The organism is Bradyrhizobium sp. USDA 3650, from assembly GCF_054057395.1.
In genome coordinates this window covers 49,895-66,147 of record NZ_JBSRZG010000001.1, presented here as the reverse complement: position 1 = coordinate 66,147, position 16,253 = coordinate 49,895, and the positions used below count along the sequence as shown (strand labels likewise).

16 protein-coding genes and 1 tRNA gene are annotated in these 16,253 nt (G+C 62.9%); 4 read left to right on the top strand and 13 right to left on the bottom strand.

The features are described from left to right. Positions 1-35 precede the first annotated feature (35 nt). The gene (locus ACVIN2_RS00325) at positions 36-542 is read left to right on the top strand and encodes a MarR family winged helix-turn-helix transcriptional regulator (RefSeq protein WP_456764051.1); all 507 of its coding nucleotides are present in this window, start codon (positions 36-38) and stop codon (positions 540-542) included. 10 nt (positions 543-552) lie between these two features. On the opposite strand, the gene ACVIN2_RS00320 is transcribed toward ACVIN2_RS00325, so the two are convergent. From ACVIN2_RS00320 to ACVIN2_RS00310, 3 genes are all read right to left on the bottom strand, one after another. Continuing rightward, complete coding sequence (locus ACVIN2_RS00320; protein ID WP_456764050.1) at positions 553-1,671, bottom strand: alpha/beta hydrolase family protein; 1,119 nt, start codon at positions 1,669-1,671, stop codon at positions 553-555. A gap of 276 nt (positions 1,672-1,947) precedes the next feature. Then, positions 1,948-2,919, bottom strand: a complete 972-nt coding sequence (locus ACVIN2_RS00315; RefSeq protein ID WP_456764049.1) for an SDR family NAD(P)-dependent oxidoreductase — start codon at positions 2,917-2,919, stop codon at positions 1,948-1,950. Between the two features lie 144 nt (positions 2,920-3,063). Continuing rightward, entirely contained in the window at positions 3,064-3,972 is a 909-nt protein-coding gene (locus tag ACVIN2_RS00310; protein ID WP_456764048.1) for a dihydrodipicolinate synthase family protein, read from the bottom strand. A 331-nt stretch (positions 3,973-4,303) separates the two neighbouring features. On the opposite strand from ACVIN2_RS00310, the gene ACVIN2_RS00305 reads away from it, so the two are divergent. Then, complete coding sequence (locus ACVIN2_RS00305) at positions 4,304-4,543, top strand: hypothetical protein (RefSeq protein WP_007603449.1); 240 nt, start codon at positions 4,304-4,306, stop codon at positions 4,541-4,543. 468 nt (positions 4,544-5,011) lie between these two features. On the opposite strand, the gene ACVIN2_RS00300 is transcribed toward ACVIN2_RS00305, so the two are convergent. From ACVIN2_RS00300 to ACVIN2_RS00260, 9 genes are all read right to left on the bottom strand, one after another. Further along, the gene (locus ACVIN2_RS00300) at positions 5,012-5,920 is read right to left on the bottom strand and encodes a hypothetical protein (RefSeq protein WP_456764047.1); all 909 of its coding nucleotides are present in this window, start codon (positions 5,918-5,920) and stop codon (positions 5,012-5,014) included. A gap of 72 nt (positions 5,921-5,992) precedes the next feature. After that, the gene (locus tag ACVIN2_RS00295; protein ID WP_456764046.1) at positions 5,993-6,853 is read right to left on the bottom strand and encodes a type I restriction enzyme HsdR N-terminal domain-containing protein; all 861 of its coding nucleotides are present in this window, start codon (positions 6,851-6,853) and stop codon (positions 5,993-5,995) included. A 408-nt stretch (positions 6,854-7,261) separates the two neighbouring features. Beyond that, positions 7,262-7,339: transfer RNA gene (locus ACVIN2_RS00290), tRNA-Pro, on the bottom strand. A gap of 111 nt (positions 7,340-7,450) precedes the next feature. Then, entirely contained in the window at positions 7,451-8,029 is a 579-nt protein-coding gene (locus ACVIN2_RS00285; protein WP_456764045.1) for a MerR family transcriptional regulator, read from the bottom strand. 27 nt (positions 8,030-8,056) lie between these two features. Beyond that, positions 8,057-8,398: an integration host factor subunit alpha gene (locus ACVIN2_RS00280; RefSeq protein WP_018456841.1), complete on the bottom strand. Its 342-nt coding sequence runs from the start codon at positions 8,396-8,398 to the stop codon at positions 8,057-8,059. Between the two features lie 133 nt (positions 8,399-8,531). Beyond that, complete coding sequence (locus tag ACVIN2_RS00275) at positions 8,532-9,512, bottom strand: beta-ketoacyl-ACP synthase III (protein WP_456764044.1); 981 nt, start codon at positions 9,510-9,512, stop codon at positions 8,532-8,534. Next, a complete protein-coding gene (gene plsX, locus ACVIN2_RS00270; protein ID WP_247397223.1) occupies positions 9,509-10,570 on the bottom strand; it encodes a phosphate acyltransferase PlsX in 1,062 nt (353 codons plus the stop codon). The genes ACVIN2_RS00275 and plsX overlap by 4 nt, the downstream gene beginning before the upstream one ends. A 298-nt stretch (positions 10,571-10,868) precedes the next feature. Beyond that, positions 10,869-11,432 (bottom strand): YceD family protein, encoded by a 564-nt coding sequence (locus ACVIN2_RS00265; RefSeq protein WP_456764043.1) that lies wholly within the window; start codon positions 11,430-11,432, stop codon positions 10,869-10,871. Then, positions 11,429-11,995 (bottom strand): ubiquinol-cytochrome C chaperone family protein, encoded by a 567-nt coding sequence (locus ACVIN2_RS00260; protein WP_456764042.1) that lies wholly within the window; start codon positions 11,993-11,995, stop codon positions 11,429-11,431. Before ACVIN2_RS00260 ends, ACVIN2_RS00265 begins: the two co-directional genes overlap by 4 nt. A 98-nt stretch (positions 11,996-12,093) precedes the next feature. Between ACVIN2_RS00260 and ACVIN2_RS00255 the strand changes: the two genes are divergently transcribed. After that, entirely contained in the window at positions 12,094-12,579 is a 486-nt protein-coding gene (locus ACVIN2_RS00255; protein WP_456764041.1) for an outer membrane protein assembly factor BamE, read from the top strand. 86 nt (positions 12,580-12,665) lie between these two features. Then, positions 12,666-13,667 carry a Bug family tripartite tricarboxylate transporter substrate binding protein gene (locus tag ACVIN2_RS00250; RefSeq protein ID WP_456764040.1) on the top strand — a complete coding sequence of 334 codons (1,002 nt, stop codon included), beginning with the start codon at positions 12,666-12,668 and terminating at the stop codon, positions 13,665-13,667. 305 nt (positions 13,668-13,972) lie between these two features. Here ACVIN2_RS00250 and ACVIN2_RS00245 read toward each other — a convergent pair whose 3' ends face one another. After that, positions 13,973-16,093: a sodium-translocating pyrophosphatase gene (locus ACVIN2_RS00245; protein WP_456764039.1), complete on the bottom strand. Its 2,121-nt coding sequence runs from the start codon at positions 16,091-16,093 to the stop codon at positions 13,973-13,975. Positions 16,094-16,253 lie beyond the last annotated feature (160 nt).

Below are 16,253 nucleotides of genomic sequence, written 5' to 3'. Positions count from 1 at the left end.
CGGCCGCATACAAATCAGATCACGGGAGTGACGCTGTGTCAGCGACGAGGAAAGAAGGGGCGCGCCTCCGCTCCATCGGCAATCTGGATATCATCAGGCGCTTCACCTGGGAGATATCGTCGATCAACATGTATCTGGAGGAGCTGCGTCAGTTCTGGGCGAGAACGCTCGGCATCAGCGGCCCGCAATGGCTGATCCTGATGGCGATCTCCGACCTCGACAAGGACGACGGCATTCCTGTCAACGTCGTATCGAAACTCCTCCACGTCGATCCGTCGTTCGTCACCACCCAGTCCAAGCTGCTCGAGAAGAAGGCCCTGTTGCGCCGTCGTCCCTCGCCGACCGACGCAAGGGTGGTCCGGCTGTCCCTGACCGAGAAGACGCAGAAGCACCTGGCGAGCCTCAACGATCAGTACAAGACGATCAAGGAATTCGTCTTCCAGGAGTTCGACGAGAAGGAACTGACGGAATTCACGACCAAGCTCGCGATGCTCAAGACCCGCCTCGAAAAGGCCTGCGTCCGACTGACCCTCGACTTCTGAGGTAACGTCCCTAGATGCGCCCCGCGGCGCCGAGCCGCGATTCGAGCCAATCGAAGATGTATTCATTGGCAAGGCTCGGGTTGTCCGCATGGGCCTGCGCCGCGCCGGTTTCGGCCGCGGTGAACACCTTCAACACGACATCCGAACTGCCGAGCCGGGACGTCTGGACGATCTGACGCGCCCGATCGGCCTTGAGCCAGCCGTCCTCACCGAGCGTGATCAGCACCGGACAGTCGGCGCTGGAGGCCATCAGCGGTGCATGCGGCACCGGAACGATGCTGACGTCGCTCATCGCGAATCGGCTGGCAAAGAAGGCCCGCTCGTGCAGGTCCCACAGGCCGCCATCGCAGACGGCGGCGGCAAGCCGCGGCTCCTGCAACACCGCGCGCGCCACGAAGGAAGAGCCCCAGCCATCGGCGACGATCGCGACACGTGCGAAATCGACCTCGCTGCACGTCTCCAGATAGTCCATCACGCACGGAATCGCACTCTCGAGATCCCGGCGCCGCAACAGCGCGTCGAGATGATCGTCGCGCTGCTCGCCGAACAGGTCCAGCGCCAGCAGCGAGAAGCCGCGCTCGCGCGCATGCGGCGCGAGCTTGAACAGAAATTCCTCCTTGCGGTGGCCGGGCTCGCCGATGCAAATCACGGTCGGGGCTCGCACACGTCCCGACGGCGCGTGCGCGGGCAGGAAATAGCCCTGCAACGAATGGCCGTCGAGCCAGGGTATCGTCAGGACCTCTCCGGCCGGGTCGCGCGCGGCGAGGAAGCGGCGGGCGCAATCCTGCATCGCGAGCACCGCGACCCAGCGGCGCTCGTCCGCCGGTTCGAGCGGCATCGCGGCCGCGCTGTAGTAATTCATGGCGCGGAGCCAGTTGCGCTGCGCGGTCGCCCTGTGACCTTCCGCGAACGCGGCCTCGGCACGAAGCCGATTGGCCTGCGCCAGATTCTTCCACTCGCGATGCCAGGATTGGTCGTTGCCCCGCTTCAGCTGCCGCGCGATCATCAGGCATTCGGCGATCGTGGCGCCGCCCTCCTGGGCCGCGGTCAGGAGCCGCGTGAACTCAGCGGAGATGTCCTCTCGCTCCGGGCAAAGGGTCCAGTCGTCGGAGAGGCATGCGGGTATCATCGGGAGCTATGCTCTGGTCATCGCCTTACACATGACTGAGTAAACTATTTTGGTTCCCTGACCAAGCTGCCGTGCGCCGAATGAGAGCCGTTGGAGATCACCATCGCTTGAACGCAGGGATGTGTCGCATGCGTGATATTCCAATTCGACATAAGTGGGCGAGCACGGGCCACAAACGCCGGCAGCGAACTGGCAAGAGGTGGCACGCGAAATTGCCAGCGCGCCTCTTGCCATGATGAGCATCATACCTATATCCGCGCGCGCTCGTTGACCGCCTCAGCCGAGCCGCCAGCCGACCTCCTGCGTAAAGCTTTCAAAGAAGGCGCGCTCGTAGGCCTGCTCCGGCGTAGCACGAACGCGCTCGTCGAGGCGCTTTGCGTCCTCGCCCACGAGAATGCGCCATTGCTCCGCCTTGACCCCGTCGAGGATGATCCTGGCGGCCTGCGCCGCCGTCGTCGGCGCATCCTCGAGGAAGCTGCGGACACGCTCGGCGAACGCCGCCTGGATGTCGTCGTCCGACATCTTGTCGGCGTCCGGCACGCCGGCCGCGACCATGCGCTTGCGGGTCAGCGCGACCTCGTCGGCATTGAGCCGCTCCGAACCGTCGGCGCTCTGCACCTTGCGCGAATTGGAGACGATCGAGGTGCCGATATGGCCGGGCATCACCACCGAGCATTTGACATGCGGCGCGTGCAGGCGGAGGTCGTTTATCAGCGCTTCGGTAAACCCCTTCACGGCGAACTTCGCCGAGCTGTAGGCGGTGTGCGACTGGGTCATGCCGATGGAGGCCCAGAAGCCGTTGACGCTCGCGGTGTTGACGATGTGGGCCTCGTCGGCTGCGACCAGCATCGGCAGGAAGGTGCGGACGCCGAGATAGACGCCGCCCCAGCAGATGTTGAAGGTGCGCTCCCACTGCTCGCGGGTGTTGGTGAACAGGCTGCCGCCGCCACCGATGCCGGCGTTGTTGAACAGAAGGTGGATCCGGTCGGTCTTCTGCTGCTCGGCGAGCTCGTCGCGGAATCGCTTGAGATGATCCTCGATCGAGACGTCGGCGACATGGGTCGTGACGCGCAGGCCCTGCGGCAGCTTCTCGACCTCGCACAGACGCTTGGTCTCGGCCATCGCGGCTTCGGAGACGTCGCACATCGCGACATTGCAGCCCTCGGCGACCAGCTGCCGCGCGAGCTCGCGCCCCATTCCCGTGCCGCCGCCGGTGATGACGGCGATCTTTCCTGCAAAATCCTTCATGGGACTTTCGGCCCCTCCCTTGTCGGTATGTTTCTTCACAGCTCGCGCCGCGCGCATCGGAGCGCGCACAAAATGTACAGCGCCGCATCCGCAGGTAAAAGCGGATCGGCGCTGCCATGTTCACCAGTAATTTCGGGGCGTGGACTATTCGGCCGCCTCGACGCGCCGCCCGTTCAACGCGCCGAGCCCGTCCAGCGCCTTGCGGATCGCCGCCTGCTGCACGGGCGAGGCCTCCGACATCGGCGCGCGCGGATAAGTTCTGGGCAGGCCCTGCAGCGTCTGCGCATAGCGCGTGCAGGCCGGCAGATTGTCGGCGATGACAGCGTTCCACAGCGTCAGCAGCTTCTTGTGCAGGTCGAGCGCGCGCGGATGGTCCCCCGCCTTCACCGCATCCCACAGCGCGACGGAGGCATGCGGCGCCGCGGTGAGGATCGCAGCGATCGAGCCATGGGCCCCCAATGTGTAGGACGGATACATCAGGGCATCGACCGCGCTGTAGATCAGCTTGTCAGGCGCCATCATCATCAGGTCCGCGAACAGTTTCAGGTCGCCCGCGCTCTGCTTGACGCCGACCACCAGCGGCACCTCGGTCATGATCCGCGTCAGCAGCGCCGGCGACAGATACGACCACGGCACCACGTTGTAGATGATGATGGGCATCCCGGTCTCATCCGCCATGGCGCGGAAATGCGTCACCATCGCCTCGTCGTCCGGCTTGAACAGATAATGCACCGGCGTGACCTGGAGGGCGGCGACATTCATGTCGCGCACCAGCTTGCCGCGGCGGATCGCATCCCGCGTGGAATCGACGATGATGCCGGCGATGACGGGAATGCGCCCCTTCACCGCGGCGACCGTCGCCTCCATCAGGTCGCGATATTCCTCGTGATCGAGCGTGTGCCCCTCGCCGGTCGAGCCGCCGGCCGCGACGCCATGCGCGCCGGCGCCGATCATCCAGTCGACCTGTGGCGCCACCAGCGTGTAGTCGATCTCGCCATCCTTGCGGAACGGCGTCGTCATCGGCGGGATCACGCCGGTCGGTCGTGCCTTCATGGTCTGCCCTCGCGTTTCCATATCCGTTGTGGCGGTCCCGCTCTTTTGGCGGGTGGCCACGGTCCTTCCGAGCCTACCGGCTGCGCGCGGCCTGTGAAGCGCCACCGGCGCGGCGCTGCCCCCGGAATTCCACATCCCTGCGACTCACCCCTGCAGGTTCCCCGTATTTGCCCGGCTTCGGTTTAGGGGCAATTTTTTTACAATCCGAATCGCTAAATGGAGTCCGGACGCTGGGTCGAGTCGGCCAGGCCAGCGTGTTGTTTGCGTCACAGGCTCTGGCACTCCGCTTGCATCCTCTTCGTGGTCAGAAACTACCGATGAGGTGACTGGAATGTTCGTGACCGTCGTTGCCGTGCTCTGCCGGCTGAGTGCAGCCAGCTCAGGCAGTTGCATCGAGGAAATCGTGACCGACAGCAACATGACGCCCGAGATGTCGATGATGCAGTGTGCGATCGGCGCACAGGCCCCCCTGGCGAAATGGATGGGCGAACATCCGATCTACCACGCCAACTGGCGGCTCGATCGCTACAAATGCGTTCCGGGTCGCTACGAGATCAAGGGCCACGCCTAAGGCCCCGCAAAACTACTGATATCAAGACGACGGACCAAGACTAAAAACGAGGAAACGCCCCGGAGGCCGACTGGTCTTTCCGTGCGGGCACCGACAGCGCCAGACCCCATTGCGGCGGCGCGCTTTGTGACAACGATCACACCCTCCCCTTAAGCCACCGCCCGCAGAATGATCACGCGTCAAGGACGTCGAAACCTTCAGCCGCGAGGTCCACACTTTGGTGCGTGCCAATCTCGAAAGGCGCCGTAAGGAGATGCGCAAGATTGATCCCAGCTTATCCACCTTCATCTGCGTCAGTGCAATCGAGGCCGTCGCGCACACAACGCGGTGCTGAACCAGATGCTCTCGGAGAAGATGGTGTGGACGCTGGTGGACGAGACGACGCGGATGGTGGTGGGGTATTTGAGGTAGCGGGGGGTCGCAGAACTTGGTGTTTCTAGGAAAACTGATCCGAAGACATAGGAGCTTTCATTTGAAACGATCGGTGATGAGCGTTGCTGCGATCCCTGTAAGCAGGGCCAGCCCGACGCCAATAAAGACGAAATTCCGCCAGTAAGCTGCCCTTGCGACCGCGTCAGCAGACTTGCCGATGGCGAAGAGCAGCTTAGGGAAAAGCCGATTTCTGAGGAAAGCTACGATCAAATAGATCGTCGGACTGAGAAACAGGGTTTCGGCGGCCAGTTTCGCAAGTTGCTCCGGCGTCTCTGGAAAACCTCTCAATTTCAAGAATGCCGAGAAAAGCAGGGCGTAGACAAGTGTCCAGCCTGAGATTAAGCGGATAAGCTGGAATGAGACGTCGATGGGCCGGTAAAGTCTCGCATACCAAGTCCAACAACCTCGTATGGTCGTTTCGACCTGATTGCGGGTCACGATTGACGCATCGCGATCGCCCTCGATAGACAAACGCACAGAACCCAACGTGGCGTACTCAGATGAGATTTTTACCTGAAATGAGCGAGCGGGCTCCGGACGATATCGTGAACCGTTGATCTGAACTGAAATAATATTCCTGGACCTGATGTAAGGATCACTGAGGATATTTTCGAGGTCGTCGCTTTGTAAATTGTGATCTCCGTCGAATTCGAGCGTGATGGTTGGCGCCGTTTCAAGATAGTTGCGCCCCGCAGATACCAAATCGCGGATGCTGTTCTCATCGAACTGGAGAGCACCACCGTCAAAGAACGATGCTGAATACTTCGCCATTTTCCCACCAAACGAGTCGAAAGTAAGGGGATTCGATATGCGCCCCTTGCAATCTAAGCGCGAGGGAGAGATCTGAGCAACAGCTTCAATTAGGGTGACCGTGCCCTCATTTGGATCGAGGTAGAGTCCTGCCGCGAAGTCCACACCTTGGTGCGCGCCTATCGCGAAAGCCACCGCGAGGAGATGCCCAAGATCGACCCTGCCCTGGCCACCTTCATCTGCGTCGGCCGATCCAGGCCGTCGGAGCTAGGGTGATACCACCGCCCTAGGGAGAGTCGAGGAAGCATCCTCGATTGGAGCAAGTATGGGAGATTCATCAGCAGCCTTGCCAGAAGCTTTTTTGCGGGATGCTGCCCGCTGAAGTCGTCTGATGTTCTGACTTGCGGCCTTGGCCTCGTCCCCATCCACCAGGTCCCGCTTGAGCACCTCATCCCGCAACAGTGAGCGGAGATAGTCGACTTCGACTTTTACTCCAGAACTCATCCGCCGAATTTCCCGGCGCAAGACTTCCAAGATGAAGTCGGTTTGAAGCACGGCAGCGACGGTAAATTTGTTGGTCACCTGCTTCTGAAGCAGGAATTCAGCCATGGTTCCTTTCGAAAATGCTTCGCGGCTCAGGTTGCCGAAACATTCCATAGCCTCCGGACTTCGTGCGCTCGTACCTATTGCATCGAGTTCACAGACCAGAATCTTCTCTATCGGCTGGCCGAAATGAACCTTATAAATTCGCCAATTGGCACCGTTTGTAAGAACGACCCACTCGATTCCCTCGTTTGCTGCATAATCGATGGCCTGCTTCACATGAGCGTCTTTGAGCTCAATACCGATAGCCTTCACTTCGATCAGGAAGCGAATTTCCTCGTCGACCTTCACGGCGAGGTCAACATAAGTCCCCCGGATGGCGTACTGGCTGGTGACGTGAAGATATTTGTCGTAGCCGCAGATGTCCGACAGCATGTCATTGATGACGGTGACCGTATCCGCCTCGCTGACATCGCGCTTCTGCAAATTTGAAAGAACGCTCTGATATTTCTTGAGTTGCGTCGTAATGCGCGTCGAAACCTTCGCTGAAATAGCCATCCCATTTCCCCCCGTTTCGGTCAGCATCTCGCAACTTCAAGATGATCGCAACGGATAATTCAGCTTTTACGAGGTCGAACCTCACCCTCAATTCGCGCCCCTCCGCCGGCTAGTTTGTTGCCGCTCGCCGCGTGCAGGACGCGCGAAAGAACTCAGAGATGGGCTCGAAGGCACATCGGCCAATCTATCGAGCCAGAGCCTCGGCCACACAGCGCCACAATGACAACATACCCCTGTTTTGCCCGACACGTCAAATCGCTTCGGAAAAACATAAAGCAACCAATGACATCGCTACTGTGCATGGGGTTGTTTTCGGCATTTTGATTTTCCAGCCACCGAAGCAGCCGTCCGCACCCGATCGTCGCGCATGGCGCCACAGACAGGAGCTGGCTCCACGCCACCCCTCAATCCACCCGACAGATGCTTTGAGAACAATGGTCGGAGCGAGAGGATTTGAACCTCCGACCCCTAGTCTCCCAGACTAGTGCGCTAACCGGGCTGCGCCACGCTCCGAACGTCGTTCCATTAGCTAGGATCGCCGGTTTGCGCAAGGCGAGGTCACACCATTTTGCTGCCTCTGCCGAAAGGCACCGGAACTGCCCCCAAAGCCGAGGAGATCCGGCGTCAGGCGTCCTTGAGCGCCTGATCCAGCATCTCGCGGCAGGCGATGAGCTCGGCGAGCACCCGTCCGAGACGTTCCCGGTCGATGGCGCTGGGGCCGGCGGGCGCGGCGGGGGTGCCGGCCTTGCGGAAGGTGGTGAGGATTTCCTCGTCGTCGGTCTCGGAGAAGCGGAAGTCGATGCCCTCCTCCTCCTCGCCCTGGTAGTCGTCATCGTCGCTGTCGCGGGCGCCACGGACGCCGGTCTCCTCCTCGGGCTCCATCAGGCTGGCGCCGACGGCGTCCTCGATGGCGCCGAACGAGACTGCGGCCGCGCTGTCGGCAAGGCCCTGCACCGATTTGACGCCGTGCTCTTTCAGGATCCGCTGCACCCCGCGGATGGTGTAGCCCTCCCCGTAGAGCAGACGGCGGATGCCCTTGAGCAGGTCGACGTCGTCGGGGCGGTAATAGCGGCGGCCGCCGCTGCGCTTCATCGGCTTGATCTGGGAGAAACGCGTCTCCCAGAACCGCAGCACGTGCTGCGGAATGTCGAGTTCCTGCGCTACTTCGCTGATGGTTCGGAACGCATCCGGCGCCTTGTCCAAATGCCAAATCCTTATCCGGAGGGCGGATTACGCCTCGGGTTGCGCCTTGCTGGCGTCGCCATTGGTGCGGTGCTGGGCGTTGATCCGCTGCTTCAGGATCGCCGACGGCTTGAATACCATGACCCGGCGCGGCGAGATCGGCACCTCGGTGCCGGTCTTCGGGTTGCGACCGATGCGCTGACCCTTCTTGCGGACCATGAAGGAGCCGAACGAGGACAGCTTCACCGTCTCGCCTTTCTCAAGGCAATCGGTGATCTCCTTCAGCACGAGTTCCACGAAGGCGGACGATTCCGTGCGCGACAGCCCCACCTTCTGGTAGACGGCTTCGCACAGATCGACACGCGTTACGGTTTTACTTTGATCGGTCATCGCCCTGCCCCACATCACGGCGAACAATTGTTGTCTGAAATTATGAGCTTACGATACGGCGGTCAACAGCGCTCATCAATGCAGGCGCATCGATAATCCGCGCTGATTCGGGCAAAATTTTATCGACTGTGGCTTACCAGCGCACCAGCGCGGAGCCCCAGGTGAAGCCGCCACCCATGGCTTCCAGCAGAACCAGGTCGCCGCGCTTGATGCGGCCGTCCTTGCGCGCCACCGACAGCGCCAGCGGGATCGAGGCCGCCGACGTGTTGCCGTGAAGGTCCACCGTCAGCACCACCTTCTCCGGCGCGATATGCAGCTTGTGCGCGGATGCGTCGATGATTCGCTTGTTGGCCTGGTGCGGCACGAACCAGTCGATGCTGTCGGCATTGAGCCCGGTCGCCTTGAAGGCATCGACGATCACGTCGGTGATCATGCCGACCGCGTGCTTGAAGACCTCGCGGCCCTCCATGCGCAGATGGCCGACGGTCTGGGTCGAGGATGGGCCGCCGTCGACGAACAGCTTGGCCTTGTGACGGCCGTCGGAGCGCAAATGCGTGGTCACGATCCCGCGGTCGGTGGCGGCATTGCCCGGCTGCTCCTGCGCCTCCAGCACCACCGCGCCGGCGCCGTCGCCGAACAGCACGCAGGTGCCGCGATCGCTCCAGTCGAGGATGCGCGAGAAGGTTTCCGCGCCGATCACCAGCGCGCGCTTGAAGGCGCCCGTGCGCAGGAAATTATCGGCGGTGGCGAGCCCGAACACGAAGCCCGAGCACACCGCCTGAAGGTCGAAGGCCGCGCCATGGTTGATGCCGAGCCCGTGCTGCACGGCGACCGCGCTTGCGGGGAAGGTGTTGTCAGGGGTCGAGGTCGCGAGCACGATCAGGTCGATCGACTGCGCGTCCACGCCGGCATCGGCGAGCGCGGCCTGCGCCGCCTTGAGCGCTAAGTGCGAGGTGAACTCGCCCTCGGCCGCGATATGCCGCTCGCGAATGCCGGTGCGCTGCACGATCCACTCGTCGGACGTGTCAATGCGCGCCGCCAATTGGGCGTTGGTCACCACCTGCTCCGGCAAATAAGAGCCGCAGCCCAGCACGACCGAACGAATTTGAGTCACGAAACAGCCTCCTGCGCGGCCTGCACGGAATTGAGTGCACCACCTTCGCGGTTGAGCATCTGATTGATCTTGTTGAGGAGATCGAATTTGACCATCTCATAGCCAACATCAATCGCATAGGCAAAGCCTTCGGCAGCGATTCCGCCATGGCTCTTGACCACGATCCCGTTCAACCCCAGCAACACGCCGCCGTTGGATTTGTTCGGATCCATCTTGTTCCGCAGGGCCTGGAAGGCGTTGCGCGCAAAGAGATAGCCGAGCTTTGACAGCCAGCCCCGCTTCATCTCGTCCCGGAGCAATTCCGCCATCTGCCGCGCGGTTCCCTCCGCGGCCTTCAGCGCGATGTTGCCGCTGTAGCCTTCGGTGACGATGACGTCCGCCACTCCCTTGCCGATGCCGTCGCCCTCCACGAAGCCGAGATAGTCGAGCTCGGGCAGGTTCCTGGCGCGCAGGATTTCGCCAGCCTCGCGAATTTCCTCGTGCCCCTTGATCTCTTCGACCCCGATATTGAGCAGGCCGACCGTGGGACGCTTCTTGTTGAACAACACGCTGGCCATCGCCGCGCCCATGATGGCGAGCGACACCAGATGGTGGGTATCGCCGCCGATGCTGGCGCCGAGGTCGAGGACCACGGAATCGCCGCGCCTGGTCGGCCACATGCCGGCGATGGCCGGACGATCGACGCCCGGCAGCGTGCGCAGGTGAAAGCGCGACATCGCCATCAGCGCGCCGGTATTCCCGGCCGAGACCGCGACATCCGCCTCGCCCTTTTTCACCGCATCGATGGCAAGCCACATGGAGGAGGTCCGGCGGCCGCGCCGCAGCGCCTGGCTCGGCTTTTCCTCCCCGCTGACCGCGACATCGGTATGGATGATCTTCGAGGCGGCCTTCAGCGCGGGGTGGCGGTCGAGCTCGGGCTCGATCTTGGCGCGGTCCCCGATCAGCAGGAATTCGATCTCGCGATGCCTGTGAAGCGAGATGGCGGCGCCTGGGATGACCACCGCGGCGCCGGCGTCGCCCCCCATGGCGTCAAGCGCGATGCGAACCTTGCTTGGCATAAAAGTCCTGGAAACCTGGTCTGGTGCGGTCTTGAACGAGCGGGGCCGCAAATGGGTTCGCCACGAAAATGGCGGTCGGTCAAGCGCCACGCCGCACCCGGACCGGGGCGCGACAATAGCGTTTTGCTATCCCGAAACAACCTCTTGCCCCCAGCCTTTTGCATTCGGGAGCATCGGGCCGCGGACGGACTAATTCACAAGAAACACATCGAAATCAAACAGATAATTCGACCTTTCAAACCACGATCGCAAACACCTCGCGCCCCGTAGCAAAGCGGTCCTCTGGGAAAGACGGCGCCTATTGATCTTTCTTCTTGTCCTGGAGTGCCTTCAGGTCCGCAAAGGGATGGTCCTCCGGATCGGGGGCGGTGACCTCGGGCTCAAACACCACTCCCGGCTTCCGCGGATAGGGATCGACCGCCAGGAACAGGGCGTCGGTGGCGAGCCGGCCGAGGTCGATGATGCCATTGACGATCGCCTCCGGGGGGTCGGCGACCTGCTCCTGATCGTCGTGCCCCTCCTCCATCAGGTCGGCCAGGCGGCGGACCTCTGCCTCGGGGGCAAATATCAGGTTCACCTCCTCATCGATCTCGCTCTCCATCGGGTCAAGCGTGACCACGCAGGTCTGGCCGATCCGGGCGCGGACGTGCCCCGTGACCTGGATCTGGTTGCCGCTTTTCGGCACAACATCGAAATCAGCCTGGACCGAGACAACCTCGCGCAAGCCTGCCGTCTCAGCCATGGCCTGCCGCTCGGCGGCCGAGGCCTCGAGCTTGCGATGCAGGCCGGTGTCCGGGATCTGTGCAACGACGACGGGCACCTGCCAGGGATCGGGCGCGGATGCGGTAATCGGTCGGCTCATGGCGTGACATCCTCAGGGAACGCTGGGGGAAACTTGAAAGACGCGGCCAACAATGCGGCCTCGCCGGTCCGGGCGAGGTCGGCCTCGGCAGCCCTGGCATAGGCCGCGAGCCGCTGCGCCTTGTCCATGCCGGCCCCATTCAAGATATTCTTGCAGATCGCCGATGCCAGCGCCTCGCCGCCGCTTTCCATGGCCTGATCGTAGGCCTGGACCCGGCCGTAAAACGCCTCGCCGAAAGCCCGCATCCGCTTCGGCACGGTCTGGTCGCCAATCCCCATCTCGCGCAGATTGTCGTCCATATCCTCGCAGAAGCGGTCGAACAGCGCCTGCGACAGCTCGGTGGCGCCCTGTCGGGAGGCGCCCTCGACCGTGCGCAGACGGCGCAGCAGCAGCCAGAGGTGCAGCAGCAACAGATCGAAACGCCCGTTAACGGTATCCGGCACGCCCAAGTCGCGGTAAAATATGGGTTCTCGCGCCTGCGTCACGATCATGCCATAGATGGCTTCAATGGTGCCCGGCGAGGCTAGGCGGGGTTTCCTGAAGTGATTGAACGGCCAAAGCATTGTGGTTTCCGCAAGCGGGCGCGCGCGTGTTGCATTCAGAGCCTCCGCCCGGTACTTCAGCGCCTCGCGCGACGCAAGGGGACGGAATCAGTTCCGCTATGACGATAACGAACCAGACCAGCCCGCGTGCAGACAAGCGGCGCGGCCTTCAAGCACGTTGGCGCGGCTTGCGCCTGTTCGCGGCCGCGGCCCTGGTTGGGGCTGCGCTTGCGGGCTGCACCGGCGAGCAGTTCCAGAAGGGGTACATCCTGCCGCCCAACGCGCTGGAGCAGATCCCGATTGGCGCGAGCCAGGACCAGGTGCTGATCGTGATGGGCACCCCCTCCACGGTCGCAACCCTCGACGGCGAGGTGTTCTATTACATCTCGCAGCGCTCCGAGCGCATGGTCGCCTTCATGAACCAGAAGGTGGTCGATCAGCGCGTCATCGCGGTCTATTTCGACAAGAACCGGCGCGTGCGCCGGCTTGCGAATTACGGTCTCCAGGACGGCAAGATCTTCGACTTCATCAGCCGCACCACGGCGACGTCGGGCCAGGAGATGAGCTACCTCGCGCCGATCTTCAAGCTGCTCAGCTTTAACTGAGCCTTCAGCCTGCGGCTTCGTGCGGCTTGCCGTTGCGCGTCCTGTTCCCTACGCTCCCTGCAAAACAAGCTGCAGGGAGTGGATTCGTGCCCAATAAATTGCTGTCCCGCCGTCGCGTGCTCACCGGCGCTGCCGCTATCTCGGCCGCAGCGATCTTGCCGCGATCGAGCCTGGCGGACTGGAAGCCCACCGAAAACGTCCGCCTCGTCGTGCCGGCTGCCGCCGGCGGCTCGACCGACGTGATGGGTCGGCTTCTGGCCGCGCATCTGCAGACCGCCTGGGGCCAATCGGCCGTGGTGGAAAATCGCTCCGGCGGCGGCGGCACGATCGGCACGGCCGAGGTGGTCCGCGCCAAGCCGGATGGTCACACCATCCTGATCGGCAATCCCGGTCCGAACGCGATCGCCTACAGCATCTTCAAGAACCTCACCTACAAGCCGGACCAGCTCCAGCCGGTCTCCAACATGATTCGGATCCCGAACATCGTCTCGGCGCATCCCAAGACCGGCATCAAGTCGATCGCCGAGCTGGTCGCCTATCTCAAGGCCAATCCGGACAAGCTGAGTTACGCCTCGTCCGGCGTCGGCCAGAGCCCTCACCTCACCGGCGCCTGGTTCCTGCAGCTCACCGGGCTGAAGATGACGCACATCCCGTTCCGCGGCGCCGGTCCCGCGCTCCAGGCGGCGCTCGCCGGCGACATCCAGATCCTGTTCGACAACCTCTATCCGAGCCTGCCGCAGGTGCAGAACGGCACCCTCACCGGCCTCTGCGTCACCACGACCGAGCGCAGCGAGCTCGCGCCGAACCTGCCGACCATGCGCGAGAGCGCGCCGGAGCTTGCGGCTTTCGACGTCTCGTCGTGGTTCTCCGTGTTCTTGCCGAAGGGTGTGCAGCCCGCCGTTGTCGAAGCGCTCAACCTTCAAGTGAAGGCGATGCTCGAGCGTGACGACATCAAGAAGAACATCGTCGCCATGGGCGCCCGCGCCGACTACGGCACGCCCGACCAGTTTGCCGCCTTCGTGGACGCCGAGACGAAGAAGTTCGCCGGCATCATCCAGAAGGAAGGGCTGCAGATGGACGTGCAGTGACGGGGGCGGGCTGCGGCGCCGGAGCTTTGATCCAGTTGAAAACGAGGAGCACCGCCGCCGCCAGCGCAACCGCCAGGAGGGTGCGCGGCTGAAGCGAGCCTGATCTCCTGGCTCCGGTTTGCGCTTTGCCGCAGCTTGGACAGAGGGTCGTGCCCATCGGCATATCGCTACCGCACTGATTGCACCTGGTCATCTCGAACTTCATGGTGCCCAACCTCTCCAGAAGAATCGCCGCACCCGGCTGGCAGCCGACAAAAAACCCGCGGCTTGCACCGCGGGTTTGTCGCAGGAACGCTGCCTCTGGTTCAGTGCGCGAGCACCGCGAGCAGCAGCAGCGCCACGATGTTCGTGATCTTGATCATCGGGTTCACCGCCGGGCCGGCCGTGTCCTTGTAGGGATCGCCGACGGTGTCGCCGGTCACGGCCGCCTTGTGGGCGTCACTGCCCTTGCCGCCGAAATGACCATCCTCGATGTACTTCTTGGCGTTGTCCCAGGCGCCGCCGCCCGAGGTCATGGAGATCGCGACGAACAGACCTGTCACGATCACGCCGAGCAGCATCGCTCCGACGGCCGAGAACGCCGCCGACTTGCCAACCGCCCCGCCCCCCGCGATCGCATAGATCACGAAGTAGACGAAGATCGGTGACAGCACCGGAAGCAGCGAGGGGATGATCATTTCCTTGATCGCCGCCTTGGTCAAAAGGTCGACCGCCTTGCCGTAATCCGGCTTGTCGGTGCCTTGCATGATGCCCGGCTTCTCACGGAATTGGCGCCGGACCTCCTCGACGATCGCGCTCGCCGCGCGGCCCACGGCGGTCATGCCCATCGCGCCGAACAGATACGGCAACAGACCGCCGAACAACAAGCCCACCACGACGTAGGGGTTGTTGAGCGAGAAGTCCGGTTTGACGCCGGCGAAGTAGGCGTGGTGCGCGGAGTCCGCAATGAAGAACTTGAGATCCTCGTTGTAGGCCGCGAACAGCACCAGGGCGCCGAGACCGGCGGAGCCGATCGCGTAGCCCTTGGTCACCGCCTTGGTGGTGTTGCCGACCGCATCGAGCGCGTCGGTCGATTTGCGAACCTCCTTCGGCAGGCCCGCCATCTCGGCAATGCCGCCGGCGTTGTCGGTCACCGGGCCGAACGCGTCGAGCGCGACGACCATCCCGGCGAGCGCAAGCATCGTGGCGGTCGCGATCGCGATGCCGAACAGGCCGGCGAGGCTGTAGGTGACCAGGATACCGGCGATGATGACGAGCGCGGGCAGCGCGGTCGATTCCATCGAGACGGCGAGGCCCTGGATCACGTTGGTGCCGTGGCCGGTCACCGAGGCCTGGGCGATCGACTTGACGGGACGATAGTCGGTGCCGGTGTAGTATTCGGTGATCCAGATGATCAGCGCAGTGACGGCGAGGCCGACCACGCCGCACTCGAACAGCGCCATGCCGGTGTAATCGACGCCGGCGAGCTTGCCGAAGCCGATCAGGTAATAGATCACGCCGGCAATGCCGACCAGCGACAGGACGCCGGTTGCGATCAGTCCCTTGTAAAGTGCGCCCATGATCGACTGGCTCGGCCCGAGCTTCACGAAGAAGGTGCCGATGATCGAGGTGATGATGCAGATGCCGCCGATGGCGAGGGGCAAGGTCATCATGTCGGCGAGGATCGGCGTCTTGGCGAAGAAGATCGCCGCCAGGACCATGGTGGCGACCGCGGTCACCGCATAGGTTTCGAACAGGTCGGCGGCCATGCCGGCGCAGTCGCCGACATTGTCGCCGACGTTGTCGGCGATGGTGGCCGGGTTGCGCGGATCGTCTTCGGGGATGCCGGCCTCGACCTTGCCGACGAGGTCGCCGCCGACGTCCGCACCCTTGGTGAAGATGCCGCCGCCGAGACGGGCGAAGATCGAGATCAGCGAGGCGCCGAAGCCGAGCGCCACCATGGCGTCAATGACGACGCGGCTGTCAGGCGCAAGCTTCAGCGAATGGACCAGGAAGCCGAAATAGAGGGTCACGCCGAGCAGCGCGAGACCCGCCACCAGCATGCCGGTGATGGCGCCCGCCTTGAAGGCAAGCTCGAGACCACCCGCGAGCGACGTCGTCGCCGCCTGCGCGGTGCGCACATTGGCGCGGACCGAGACGTTCATGCCGATGAAGCCGGCCGCCCCCGACAGGATCGCGCCGATGGCAAAACCGATCGCGACATAGAGCCCCAGGAAATAGGCAAGCAGCACGAAGATGACGATGCCGACCATCCCGATCGTGGTGTACTGACGCCGCAGGTAGGCCTGTGCGCCTTCGCGCACCGCTGCCGCGATTTCCTGCATGCGCGCAGACCCCGCATCCGCGCTCAAAACCGAAGACGTCGCCCAGATCGCGTAGACGACGGAAAGCACTCCGCAGAGCACAATCAACCATAATGCTGTCATGTGATTTTTTGCCTCAGATCCTTGATGAACGTACCCCCGGCGCCTTTTGTTTTTCCGTCGTGCGGTGCGGCGCCTTGATTTTGAACAAGGCCGCTCCTTGCCCGAAGGCGCGGCCCTAGTCGGTCACGACCTTGCCAAAATCAAATTGAGGGTGCAACGC

Excerpts from the sequence above, each read along its gene's own strand:
- ACVIN2_RS00320 (WP_456764050.1), bottom strand. The coding sequence starts at position 1,671 with ATGATACCCGCATGCCTCTCCGACGACTGGACCCTTTGCCCGGAGCGA.
- ACVIN2_RS00315 (WP_456764049.1), bottom strand. The coding sequence starts at position 2,919 with ATGAAGGATTTTGCAGGAAAGATCGCCGTCATCACCGGCGGCGGCACG.
- ACVIN2_RS00310 (WP_456764048.1), bottom strand. The coding sequence starts at position 3,972 with ATGAAGGCACGACCGACCGGCGTGATCCCGCCGATGACGACGCCGTTC.
- ACVIN2_RS00305 (WP_007603449.1), top strand. The coding sequence starts at position 4,304 with ATGTTCGTGACCGTCGTTGCCGTGCTCTGCCGGCTGAGTGCAGCCAGC.
- ACVIN2_RS00295 (WP_456764046.1), bottom strand. The coding sequence starts at position 6,853 with ATGCTGACCGAAACGGGGGGAAATGGGATGGCTATTTCAGCGAAGGTT.
- ACVIN2_RS00280 (WP_018456841.1), bottom strand. The coding sequence starts at position 8,398 with ATGACCGATCAAAGTAAAACCGTAACGCGTGTCGATCTGTGCGAAGCC.
- plsX (WP_247397223.1), bottom strand. The coding sequence starts at position 10,570 with ATGCCAAGCAAGGTTCGCATCGCGCTTGACGCCATGGGGGGCGACGCC.
- ACVIN2_RS00265 (WP_456764043.1), bottom strand. The coding sequence starts at position 11,432 with ATGAGCCGACCGATTACCGCATCCGCGCCCGATCCCTGGCAGGTGCCC.
- ACVIN2_RS00260 (WP_456764042.1), bottom strand. The coding sequence starts at position 11,995 with ATGCTTTGGCCGTTCAATCACTTCAGGAAACCCCGCCTAGCCTCGCCG.
- ACVIN2_RS00255 (WP_456764041.1), top strand. The coding sequence starts at position 12,094 with ATGACGATAACGAACCAGACCAGCCCGCGTGCAGACAAGCGGCGCGGC.
- ACVIN2_RS00245 (WP_456764039.1), bottom strand. The coding sequence starts at position 16,093 with ATGACAGCATTATGGTTGATTGTGCTCTGCGGAGTGCTTTCCGTCGTC.